The organism is Scandinavium sp. UTDF21-P1B, assembly GCF_040750395.1.
Classification (GTDB): Bacteria; Pseudomonadota; Gammaproteobacteria; order Enterobacterales; family Enterobacteriaceae; genus Scandinavium.
The window spans coordinates 235377-247372 of sequence record NZ_JBFLVD010000018.1 but is presented as its reverse complement, the minus strand read 5'-3'; the positions used below and the strand labels follow the sequence as shown (position 1 = coordinate 247372).

The following is an 11996-nucleotide window of genomic DNA, read 5'->3' as shown; positions in this document are numbered from 1 at the left end:
GCCGTTATTCTTCAAGCCACAGATGCGTTGGCTGCGTGAGCTCACCCCAGTCACTTACTGTGGTAAGCTCCTGAGGACTCACTCTCTTGCCGCCTTTCTGCGACTCGAATTATTTAGGCTAAACTCGTCTTCTTCTTATTTAGCCACGGTGGACGAACCGTCCGCGTTCCACTGGAAGACACCAAACTCAAATCCCTTCAGATCGCCTTTCTCATCCCAGTTCAGCGGCCCAATCACGGTTTTTGCTCCGTGTTCTTTCAAATCTTTGATCAGCGCCAGTGGATCCTGGCTGCCGGTGCGGTCCATAGCGGTCGCCAGAGACTGCACGGCGGCATAGGTGATCCACACGTACGGGCCGCTCGGATCTTTCTTCTCGGCTTTCAGCGCATCGACGATGCCTTTGTTTGCCGGATCCTGGTCATAGCGTTTCGGCATTGTCACCAGCATGCCTTCACCCGCTGCGCCCGCGATGTTGGAGAGTGACGCATTACCCACGCCTTCCGGACCCATAAACTGGGTTTTCAGGCCAACGGAACGAGCCTGACGCAGGATCTGCCCCATTTCCGGGTAGTAGCCGCCGTAGTAAACGAAGTCGATATTTTCTTTTTGCAGACGCGCCACCAGCGCGGAGAAGTCTTTCTCCCCGGCGGTAATGCCGTCGAAGAACACCACGTTGGCGCCTGCTTTCTTCAGGTTGTCCTGAACGGAGCGCGCCAGGCCTTCGCCGTACTGCTGTTTGTCGTGGATGATAGCGATGCGCTGTGGCTTCACTTTATCCAGGATGTATTTCGCAGCAGTCGGCCCCTGGGAGGAGTCGAGGCCCGCGGTACGCATGATGTACTGGTAGCCGCGCTGGGTCAGCTCTGGATTGGTTGCGCCCGGCGTGATCATCAGAATGCCTTCATCTTCGTAGATGTCAGAAGCAGGCTGCGTTGAGGAAGAGCAGAGGTGGCCGATCACGTATTTAATGCCGTTATTAACCACTTTGTTGGCAACCGCCACGGCCTGTTTTGGATCGCAGGCGTCGTCATATTCCACGGCAACCAGCTTGTCGCCTTTGATCCCACCTTTGGCGTTGATGTCCTTGATCGCCTGGCGCGCGCCGTTGAATTCCATGTCGCCCCACTGTGCGACCGGGCCGGACATCGCGCCAATCACCGCAACCTTAATGTCTTTTGCGAAAGCAGACTGCGTCATTGCCAACGCAACCATTCCCGCAATCAATGTTTTTGCATTCCGTTTCATTATTCAGTCCCCACTCGTGATGTAATTTGTATAAATTTTGTATTTTTCTGGTTAAAAAGCATTCTGTACTTTTATCGCACTTCGCTATTTTTGCCAGTCTCTTTAATGGTTTAGCGATGCTTTTTGCCATCAATCTGACTAAAATCTCTATTTTTCAGTCGATTAAGCAAAGATAATATTCTGTATTTTGTCGGAGATAAACAAAAATAAGCGCGGTTTTCAGCATAAAATAAGGGTACAAAGAGCCGAATAAATCACTACCTTTCAGGGTAAAATCCTGCCTGTTTTTCGATCCCTGATGCATTGCTCTGCTACCGTTTGGCGATGAAAACGAATCCCCTGTCATTCAGCATGAAAATAGAAATCGGTTGATCGAGAAATTCGATAAACTCAGGGCAAAATATTTTTAAGGATGGCTTCACATGAAACTGACGATCATCAGACTGACGGCACTCAGCGAACAGGACATTATCGATCTGGGTAAGATCTGGCCGGAGTACACCGCCGCGTCTTTGCAGATGGATGAGGAACACCGGATCTACGCCGCACGCTTTAACGAAAGGCTGCTGGGCGCGGTACGCGTCACGATGAAAGAAAATCAGGGCGCACTGGATTCCCTGCGCATTCGGGATATTACGCGCCGCCGTGGCGTTGGGCAGTATCTGATAGAAGAAGTGCTCCGGACAAACCCTGACATCAGCAGCTGGTGGATGGCGGACGTCGGCGTTGAAGACCGCAACGCGATGGCGGCTTTTATGCAGGCGATCGGCTTTACGGCCCGGGGAAATGGATGGGAAAAGCGGTAAAAAATGCCGGATGGCGCTGACGCTTATCCGGCCTACATGTCCAGGGGGAATACCTAATCAGCTCCGCCCGGTTCCCTCTCCCTGCGGGAGAGGGGTTCTGAGTTGTCTGATGCCCTTACCCCGACCCTCTCCCAGAGGGAGAGGGTGCAAACACTAAAACGGCAACCAGAGGTTGCCGTTTGCTGTTTATTTCGCGTCGGTCGCGGTGCCGTTGGCATGCCAGGTAAACACGCCGAACTCAAAACCCTTCAGGTCGCCTTTCTTATCCCAGGTCAGCGGCCCCATGACGGTGTCGACTTTATTCGCCTTCAGCCACTCGGCGATTTTCGCCGGATCGTCGCTCTGGTTCAGACCGGCAGACAGTGACTGCAGCGCCGCATAGGTGGTCCATACGAACGCACCGCTTGGATCCTGTTTCTTCGCCTTAATCGCATCCACAACAGGTTTGTTCGCCGGAACCTGATCGTAGTTCTTCGGCTTGGTCACCAGCAGACCTTCGGCAGAATCACCCGCGATGTTAGACAACGATACGTTCGCCACGCCTTCCGGGCCCATGAACTGGGTTTTCAGGCCTGCTGCACGAGACTGGCGCAGGATCTGACCCATTTCCGGGTGATAACCACCGTAGTAAACGAAATCGATGTTCTCTTTTTTCAGGCGCGCCACCAGCGTGGAGAAATCTTTCTCACCCGCGGTGATACCGTCAAAGAACACCACGTTGGCTTTGCCCTTCAGCGCATCCTGAACGGAGCGGGCCAGGCCTTCGCCGTACTGCTGTTTGTCATGAATAATCGCGATGCGCTTCGGCTTCACAGTATTCAGAATGTATTTCGCGGCGGTTGGGCCCTGGTCGGAGTCCAGACCGGTGGTGCGCAGGATCAGGTTGTAGCCGCGGGCGGTCAGCTCTGGCGCCGTCGCCGCCGGGGTGATCATCAGAATGCCTTCGTCTTCGTAGATGTCAGACGCAGGCTGGGTGGAAGAGGAGCACAGGTGGCCGATCACGTATTTGATACCGTCGTTAACCACTTTGTTGGCTACCGCTACCGCCTGTTTCGGGTCGCAGGCATCGTCATATTTTACGATCTGGATTTTTTCGCCTTTGATGCCACCCTTAGCATTAATATCGGCGACGGCCTGTTCAGCCCCGGTGAATTCCTGATCGCCATACTGCGCTACCGGACCGGACATTGCGCCGACAACGGCCACTTTAATGTCGGCCTGTGCCATTGAGCTGAACGCCAGCGCAATACATCCTGCCAGTAATGCTTTACCCTTCATTTTCATCCTGAGATTCCCCATTGTTATGGTGAGTGCTTTTGTTGTGATGTTGTTATATAGCGCTTTATGTCAGTTTTCGGTCTGCTGTGCGCGCCATGGCAGCATACTCTGCTAAAAACATACCCGATTTTTTTGCTTTTGGAACCAGAAATTTGAGGGCTATGTAACAGATTCGTGACAAAAAAAAGGCGCTCCGAAGAGCGCCGAGCCATTAGCGGCTGAGGGAGTGTCGAATAATCTCCAGCGCCTTACGGAACTGGGCTTCAGGGATGGTCAGAGGGTAAAGGAAGCGGATAACGTTGCCGTAGACGCCACAGCTCAGCAGCAGCAGGCCTTCTTTCAGCGCTTTCTCCTGCACCTGTTTGGTAAACTCCGGCGACGGCGCGCCGGTCTGCGGATCGTTAAACTCCACCGCCACCATCGAGCCCTGAGCGCGTACGTCAACGATATAAGGGCAATCAGCTTTAGCGTTGTTCAGCACTTCCACCAGGTGGTGACCCAGTTCGGATGCGCGGGAACAGAGTTTTTCTTCGTCAATGATGTCGAGCACCGCGTGCGCAGAAGCGACCGCCAGCGGGTTCCCCGCGTAGGTGCCACCCAGGCCACCCGGGGCTGGCGCATCCATCACTTCCGCACGGCCCGCGACGGCAGAAAGCGGCATTCCGCCCGCCAGGCTTTTCGCCATGGTCATCAGGTCTGGCTTCACATCGTAATGCTCCATCGCAAACAGCTTGCCGGTACGGGCAAAACCGGTCTGCACTTCGTCAGCAATCAGCAGAATGCCGTGGGTATCGCACAGCTTACGCAGGCCCTGCATGAAATCGGCAGGTGCGACGTTGAAGCCGCCTTCACCCTGTACGGGCTCGAGAATAATGGCCGCAACCTGATCCGGTGCGATGTCCGCTTTAAAGATACGATCCAGGCTTTTCAGCGCGTCTTCCGTGGTCACGCCATGGGCCGCATTCGGATACTGGCCGTGATACACAGAACCCGGGAAAGGACCAAAGCCGATTTTGTACGGCGCCACTTTGCCGGTCAGCGCCATCGTCATAAAGGTACGACCGTGGAAGCCGCCGCCGAAGGTGATGAGACCCGGGCGTTTGGTGTATGCGCGGGCAATCTTCACCGCGTTTTCAACGGCTTCCGCACCCGTTGAGAAGAATGCTGTTTTCGCCGGGCCGTTCACTGGCACACGAGCGTTAATGCGCTCGGCCAGCGAAACGTAGCTTTCGTAAGGGACAATCTGGTAGGCCGTGTGGGTAAACGCCTGAAGCTGCTTTTCAATCGCGGCGACGATTTTTGGATGGCGATGACCGGTGTTCAGCACCGCGATCCCGGCCGCGAAATCAATCACTTCGTTGCCTTCCACATCCCACAGCGTGGCGTTTTCCGCTTTCTCGGCATAGAAGCCACACATGACGCCAATACCACGCGGTGTCGCCTGTAAACGGCGCTGATTCAGTTCATTGTTTTTCATCGACCTTACCCCATCACAGATTCGTTTGTGTTAACAACTTTGAAACATGCAATAGTTTTACTGCCTGAGCGGTCCTATAATCGAGTACCAGTTTTGAATAATTGAGGGATCCAATTGCGCTCTTTAGTGTGCGATCTCCTGCAGCTGCGTCTGGATGAACAACCCGACGATAAATTGCACAAGAAGTTGTATAACGCCGTGCGCCTGTCAATCCTGGACGGCAGCCTGCCGCCGCAAAGTCGACTGCCGCCATCGCGCGATCTCGCCAGCCAGCTGCGGATGTCTCGCAACACGGTGCTGACGGTGTATGAGCAGCTGCTGGCGGAAGGCTACATTGTTTCACGCTCCGGCAGCGGCACCTTTGTGGCGAAAACCGTGCCGGATGCCCTGCTTTTCGCCACCGGCATGCATGAAGAGCACCGCAGCGCCCCGGCCAGCGCCAGCTTCTCTGAACGGGGTCAGGCGCTTCTGGCGCACAGCAGCGCCAGCCCTCGCCAGTGGGGCGCATTTTTGCCGGGCGTGCCGGACGTCAACGAGTTTCCCCACGCGCTGCTGCGCAAAATCCACACCCGCGTCAGCCGTAAACCTCAGGCGATGCAGCTCTCCTATAGCCCTTCCGGCGGAAGCCTGGCACTGCAACAGGCGCTGATGGAGTACCTTCGCGTAGCCCGCTCGGTGCGATGCAGCCCGGATCAAATCCTCATCACCGAAGGGATCCATCAGGCCATCGACCTGGTCTCACGGATGCTGTGCAACCCCGGCGACAGCGCCTGGATTGAAGAACCCGCCTACTGGGGAATTCGCAACGTATTGCAGATGAACGGTGTGAATTTGCGGGCGATCGATGTCGATCTCAGCGGCATGAATCCGCCCGAGCCCGGCGACAACCCGCCGCGCCTGATGTTCGTCACGCCGTCGCACCAGTACCCGCTCGGCTGCGTGATGAGCCTCGAGCGTCGCCAGCGCCTGCTGGCCCTCGCCCGCCAGACAGGCAGCTGGATTGTGGAAGACGATTACGACAGTGAGTTTCGCTTCTCCGGCCAGCCGATTCCGGCGTTGCAGGGGCTGGTGGAAGATGCGCCGGTGATTTACATCGGCACCTTCAGCAAAACGATGTGGCCAGGCATGCGCCTGGGATACGTCGTTCTCCCGCGTCCGCTGGCGCAGGCATTGCGCACCGCCCATGCCGAGCTCTATCGCAGCGGGAGGTTGCTCGATCAGGAGGCGCTGGCGCTGTTTATCCGCGAAGGGCATTACACCGCGCACATTCGCCGCATGCGGTTGCTCTACGCCCGGCGGCGTCAGCGGCTGGCGGGGCTCATCACGGATTATCTCGGCAAGGAAGCGCTCAGCGAATTTAATGATAACGCCGGGCTACATCTGGTGCTGAAGCTCGCCGTTGACTGTGACGACGTGGCGCTGGCAAAAAAGGCAAACGAAAAAGGCGTGCTCGTGAGGCCTCTGTCGCGCTATTACCTGAACGCGGCCACCCAGCGCGGGCTGTTGATGGGCTTTGCAGCAATGCGTGAAGAGGAGATGGAAGGCGCATTCAAAGTGCTGATGGCATGTATAAAAGACGAAAGCCCGACGGAATAAATGGTCGGGCTTTCCTTTACGTGTCGGGCGGCGATGCCTTACCCAACCTACAGTTCGGCAGGGCGTTAACTCTCTTTAGTGCTACCGGACGCTCGCATCACCGGTACAGGCAGCCACGCACGAATCAACAATCCGCCGCGCTTGCTGGTATCAATCTCCAGCAGGCCGTTATGGTTGTCGATAATGCGCTGCACAATGGCCAGCCCCAGCCCGGTGCCGCTGGTGCTGCGCGCGCTGTCGCCGCGGACAAACGGCTGGAACAGGTGCTTGCGCTGCTCCGGCTTGATGCCAGGGCCGTCATCCTCCACCTGGAACCACACGCGGTTGTGTTCGCTGCCACTGCTGACCTTGATCCAGCCGTTGCCGTAGCGGGCGGCGTTGACCACCATGTTGGCAAGCGCACGTTTAATCGAAAGCGGGTGCATCCGCACAGGAATTTCCCCTGGCTGCATATCCGTTTCGATTTCACGCTCGTAGCCACTTTCCGCCGCCACCACTTCGCCGAGCACCGCATTGAGGTCCGCCAGCTCCATCGGCATCTCCTGCCCGGTGCGCAGGTAGTCGATAAACTGCTCGATGATGGCGTTGCACTCTTCGATATCCTTGTTGATGGACTCGGCGAGATAACCATCTTCCTCGCCCATCATCTCGGTAGCGAGGCGAATACGCGTCAGCGGCGTACGCAGATCGTGGCTCACCCCCGCCATCAGCAGCGTGCGGTCATCGGCAAGCTGCTTCACGCCCGCCGCCATATGGTTGAAGGCCCTGGTCACTGAACGCACTTCCGACGCGCCGTATTCGCGCAGCGGCGGCGGAATAATCCCTTTGCCCACCTGTAAAGCGGCATGTTCGAGGTCGACAAGGGGTCGGTTCTGAATACGAATAAACAGCCACGCCCCCCCGATAGCCAGCAGCATAATCGCCAGGGTGTAGCGGAACAGCGGCGAGAAGTCGCCCTGATGGATTTCAGTCAGCGGCACGCGCACCCAGATATTGGGTGACAGCCAGGTTTTCAGCCAGACGACCGGCGAGCTTTTGTTGACCTCAACGCGCACTTCCGTCGGGCCGCCCAGCTGCTGTGCCATCTGCTGACTTAAGAATTCGTAATGCTGCGCCCAGCGCAGCCCGGCATCTTCTGCCGCTTCATCGGAATAAAGCGAAATGCCAAGCTCGCGGTAAATCTCACGCCGAAACGCCGGTGGCACCACCAGCTGAGTGCCGTCTTCAAGCTGCAGTTTATCGGTCATCAGCATACGGACTTCGTACGCCAGCACCTTATTAAACTGCTGAAGACTCGGCAAAATCGCAAAGTTCAGCACCACAAGATACGTCGTCACCAGGCTGACGAACAGCAAGGTGACGATTAAGAGCAGCGTGCGGGCAAACGAACTTCGGGGCGAGAAGCGCATTCGCCTCATGCTTTAGAGCCGTCCGGCACGAAGACGTAGCCCAGACCCCACACGGTCTGAATGTAGCGAGGGTGCGCCGGATCTTCTTCCACCATGCGACGCAGGCGGGAAATCTGCACGTCGATGGAGCGTTCCATTGCGGAATACTCACGACCACGCGCCAGGTTCATCAGCTTATCGCGAGAGAGCGGCTCACGCGGATGGCTGACCAGCGCTTTCAGCACGGCGAATTCACCGCTGGTGAGCGGCATTGGCTCATCTTCGCGGAACATTTCACGGGTGCCAAGGTTCAGCTTAAACTTACCGAAAGCGATCACCGCTTCTTCCTGAGAAGGCGCGCCCGGCAGTTCATTCGCCTGACGACGCAGCACCGCGCGGATACGGGCCAGCAGCTCACGCGGGTTGAAAGGTTTTGGAATGTAGTCGTCGGCGCCGATCTCCAGGCCCACGATACGATCAACTTCTTCACCCTTCGCCGTTACCATGATGATCGGCATTGGGTTGCTCTGGCTGCGAAGGCGGCGGCAGATCGAAAGACCATCTTCGCCAGGCAGCATGAGATCCAGCACCATCAGGTGGAAGGATTCACGGGTCAGCAGGCGGTCCATTTGTTCGGCGTTAGCGACGCTGCGAACCTGGAAGCCTTGCTCGGTCAGATAACGCTCGAGCAGCGCACGCAGGCGCATGTCGTCATCCACAACAAGAATCTTATAATTCTCTTGCATTGTTTTTACTCCCAGAAGGTTCGTAACAATATGAGTGCGTATTCTCAAAAAAGCCCGGGCCAGGCTCCAGTGAAATCTGGTATAAATTCTAGCCGAAATTGTTACAAAGCATATTTAACAGCAGCTTATCTGTACATTTCATCACAGAATACGCTTTTTTAACCCCCTGTGATGTTCTGTGAGGCAAAATGTGCGCAAGCTCAGGTAGTCACAAGGTAGCATCACAATGAAAACGCCGCTAATCACCCGTGAAGGGTACGAGAAGTTAAAGAAAGAGCTGGATTATCTCTGGCGCGAAGAACGTCCTGAAGTCACCAAAAAAGTCACCTGGGCGGCAAGCCTCGGCGATCGCAGCGAAAATGCTGATTATCAGTACAACAAAAAACGCCTGCGCGAGATCGACCGTCGGGTTCGTTACCTGACCAAGTGCCTGGAAAATTTGAAAATTGTCGATTATTCGCCGCAGCAGGAAGGCAAGGTGTTCTTTGGTGCCTGGGTCGAAATTGAAAACGACGACGGCGATACCAAGCGCTTTCGCATCGTTGGCTATGACGAGATCTTTGGCCGCAAAGATTACATCTCTATCGACTCGCCGATGGCCCGCGCGCTGCTGAAAAAAGAGGTCGGCGACCTGGCGCTGGTACAGACGCCCGGCGGGGAAGCAACCTGGTACGTCAACGAGATCGAGTACGTCAAATAACTCGCCCGGAACACTCTGATTACGGGTTGAGGGATGGCATTTTCGCCCCTCAATCCGTATAACTATCCCCTGTTTTTACTCCACCAGATGAATATTGCCATGATGAAAGATTCGCTCTGCCGCATTATTGCGGGTGAACTTCAGGCCAGAAACGAACAGGTAGAAGCTGCCGTTCGCCTGCTTGATGAAGGGAACACCGTGCCGTTTATTGCACGCTATCGTAAGGAAGTCACCGGCGGTCTTGATGACACGCAGCTGCGTAACCTGGAAACCCGTCTGGGCTACCTGCGCGAGCTGGAAGAGCGTCGCCAGTCGATTCTGAAGTCGATTGATGAGCAGGGCAAACTGACCGACGACCTGGCTAAAGCCATCAACGGCACGCTCAGCAAAACCGAGCTCGAAGACCTTTATCTGCCCTACAAACCTAAACGCCGCACCCGCGGGCAGATTGCGATTGAAGCAGGCCTGGAGCCGCTGGCCGATCTGCTGTGGAACGAGCCGTCGCATTCGCCGGAAGACGAAGCCGCGAAGTTTATCAATGCCGACAACGGCGTTGCCGATACCAAAGCCGCCCTCGACGGCGCGCGCTACATCCTGATGGAACGCTTCGCGGAAGACGCACAGCTGCTGGCAAAAGTGCGTGATTACCTGTGGAAGAACGCCCATCTCGTCGCGACCGTGGTCAGCGGCAAAGAGGAGGAAGGTGCGAAATTCCGCGACTACTTTGACCACCACGAGCCGATTGCCACCGCCCCTTCCCACCGCGCGCTGGCGATGTTCCGTGGCCGCAACGAAGGCATCCTGCAACTGGCGCTGAATGCCGATCCGCAGTTCGATGAACCACCAAAAGAGAGCCACTGCGAACAAATTATTGCTGACCATCTCGGCCTGCGCCTGAACAATGCCCCGGCGGACAGCTGGCGCAAAGGCGTGGTGAGCTGGACATGGCGTATCAAAGTGCTGATGCACCTTGAAACCGAACTGATGGGCACCGTGCGCGAACGCGCAGAAGATGAAGCGATTAACGTTTTTGCCCGTAACCTGCACGACCTGCTGATGGCGGCACCTGCTGGCCTTCGCGCTACCATGGGACTGGATCCCGGCCTGCGTACCGGCGTGAAAGTCGCCGTTGTAGACGGCACCGGCAAGCTGGTTGCCACCGACACCATTTACCCGCACACCGGCCAGGCCGCAAAAGCCGCGGTTGCTGTGGCAGCGCTATGTGAAAAACATAACGTCGAACTGGTGGCAATTGGTAACGGCACCGCGTCACGTGAAACCGAGCGTTTCTACCTCGACGTGCAGAAGCAGTTCCCGAAAGTGACCGCGCAGAAAGTGATCGTTAGCGAAGCGGGCGCTTCGGTTTACTCCGCTTCTGAACTGGCAGCACTGGAGTTCCCGGACCTGGACGTTTCCATCCGTGGTGCAGTGTCCATTGCCCGTCGCTTGCAGGATCCGTTGGCCGAACTCGTTAAGATCGATCCGAAATCCATCGGCGTGGGCCAGTATCAGCACGACGTCAGCCAGTCACAGCTGGCGCGCAAGCTGGATGCGGTAGTAGAAGACTGCGTGAACGCCGTTGGCGTGGATCTGAACACCGCTTCCGTGCCGCTGCTGACCCGCGTGGCGGGCCTGACGCGCATGATGGCGCAGAACATCGTGGCCTGGCGTGATGAAAACGGTCAGTTCCAGAACCGCCAGCAGCTGCTGAAGGTGAGCCGCCTCGGGCCGAAAGCCTTTGAGCAGTGCGCGGGCTTCCTGCGCATCAACCACGGCGACAACCCGCTCGATGCCTCAACCGTTCACCCGGAAGCCTATCCGGTAGTGGAACGCATTCTCGCCGCCACGCATCAGGCGCTGAAGGATCTGATGGGTAACAGCAGCGAACTGCGCAACGTGAAAGCCGTCGATTTTACCGACGAGCGTTTCGGCCTGCCGACGGTCACCGACATCATCAAAGAGCTGGAGAAGCCAGGCCGTGACCCGCGTCCTGAGTTCAAAACGGCGAAGTTTGCCGACGGCGTGGAAACGATGAACGATCTGCTGCCGGGCATGGTGCTCGAAGGTGCGGTCACCAACGTGACTAACTTTGGCGCCTTTGTGGACATCGGCGTGCATCAGGACGGCCTTGTTCATATTTCGTCACTGGCCGACAAATTCGTTGAAGACCCGCACACCGTCGTGAAAGCGGGCGACATCGTGAAGGTCAAAGTGCTGGAGGTCGATCTGCAGCGTAAGCGCATCGCGCTGACCATGCGTCTTGATGAGCAACCGGGCGATACCAACGCTCGCCGCGGTAATGGCGGCAGCAATCGTGAACAAAACGGCCGTCCGGCAGCGAAAGCAGCGAAGCCTCGCGGGCGTGACGCGCAGCCTGCCGGCAACAGCGCGATGATGGACGCTCTCGCGGCGGCAATGAAGAAAAAATAAGCCTGATATTATCTGGCCCTCTTATTTCAGAGGGCCTTTTTATTTCAACTCAGGAACACCCTAATTTTTTACCCTTTGGTGAATTATCAAAGCATTTATTTTCACTTTGGTAACAATTCTGCATTTTGCAAAACACTTTCCGCCGCAATAAATATTGAGCCATGTCAACACCGGATGAATTATTCACGTCCTGAACATCTGTTGACATTTTATTGATTGAAGGTGGAAACCATTCTCATTATCATCGTCACTGTAGATATTTTATCCTTTTCCTGTTCGCATCATCGTTGGTTTTACGCGCTGCCCCCGCACGCGTGAATGAATTTTTCG

The 11996-nt window shown here is 56.2% G+C and carries 9 protein-coding genes; 4 read left to right on the top strand and 5 right to left on the bottom strand.

Going from position 1 to position 11996, the window contains the following annotated elements; translation table 11 throughout:
• Window positions 1-135 precede the first annotated feature (135 nt).
• Window positions 136-1245, bottom strand: a complete 1110-nt coding sequence (livK, locus tag AB1287_RS16260) for a high-affinity branched-chain amino acid ABC transporter substrate-binding protein LivK (protein WP_435618434.1) — start codon at window positions 1243-1245, stop codon at window positions 136-138.
• Between the two features lie 422 nt (window positions 1246-1667).
• On the opposite strand from livK, the gene panM reads away from it, so the two are divergent.
• Window positions 1668-2051 (top strand): aspartate 1-decarboxylase autocleavage activator PanM, encoded by a 384-nt coding sequence (gene panM, locus AB1287_RS16255; protein ID WP_312629648.1) that lies wholly within the window; start codon window positions 1668-1670, stop codon window positions 2049-2051.
• Window positions 2052-2237: 186 nt separating this feature from the next.
• Here panM and AB1287_RS16250 read toward each other — a convergent pair whose 3' ends face one another.
• Window positions 2238-3335 (bottom strand): branched-chain amino acid ABC transporter substrate-binding protein, encoded by a 1098-nt coding sequence (locus AB1287_RS16250; protein WP_312629646.1) that lies wholly within the window; start codon window positions 3333-3335, stop codon window positions 2238-2240.
• Window positions 3336-3540: 205 nt separating this feature from the next.
• Complete coding sequence (locus AB1287_RS16245) at window positions 3541-4806, bottom strand: 4-aminobutyrate--2-oxoglutarate transaminase (protein WP_435618433.1); 1266 nt, start codon at window positions 4804-4806, stop codon at window positions 3541-3543.
• A gap of 114 nt (window positions 4807-4920) precedes the next feature.
• Here AB1287_RS16245 and AB1287_RS16240 point away from each other — a divergent pair, with 114 nt between their 5' ends.
• A complete protein-coding gene (locus tag AB1287_RS16240; protein ID WP_312629644.1) occupies window positions 4921-6402 on the top strand; it encodes a PLP-dependent aminotransferase family protein in 1482 nt (493 codons plus the stop codon).
• Between the two features lie 65 nt (window positions 6403-6467).
• On the opposite strand, the gene envZ is transcribed toward AB1287_RS16240, so the two are convergent.
• Both envZ and ompR read right to left on the bottom strand, forming a co-directional pair.
• Window positions 6468-7820, bottom strand: a complete 1353-nt coding sequence (gene envZ / locus AB1287_RS16235; RefSeq protein ID WP_435618432.1) for a two-component system sensor histidine kinase EnvZ — start codon at window positions 7818-7820, stop codon at window positions 6468-6470.
• Window positions 7817-8536: an osmolarity response regulator transcription factor OmpR gene (gene ompR / locus AB1287_RS16230; protein ID WP_001157751.1), complete on the bottom strand. Its 720-nt coding sequence runs from the start codon at window positions 8534-8536 to the stop codon at window positions 7817-7819. Before ompR ends, envZ begins: the two co-directional genes overlap by 4 nt.
• Before the next feature lie 226 nt (window positions 8537-8762).
• On the opposite strand from ompR, the gene greB reads away from it, so the two are divergent.
• Together greB and AB1287_RS16220 are read left to right on the top strand one after the other, a co-directional pair.
• Entirely contained in the window at window positions 8763-9236 is a 474-nt protein-coding gene (gene greB / locus AB1287_RS16225; RefSeq protein WP_097163422.1) for a transcription elongation factor GreB, read from the top strand.
• A 99-nt stretch (window positions 9237-9335) separates the two neighbouring features.
• On the top strand, window positions 9336-11666 hold the full coding sequence (locus tag AB1287_RS16220; RefSeq protein ID WP_435618476.1) for a Tex family protein: 2331 nt from the start codon (window positions 9336-9338) through the stop codon (window positions 11664-11666).
• Window positions 11667-11996 lie beyond the last annotated feature (330 nt).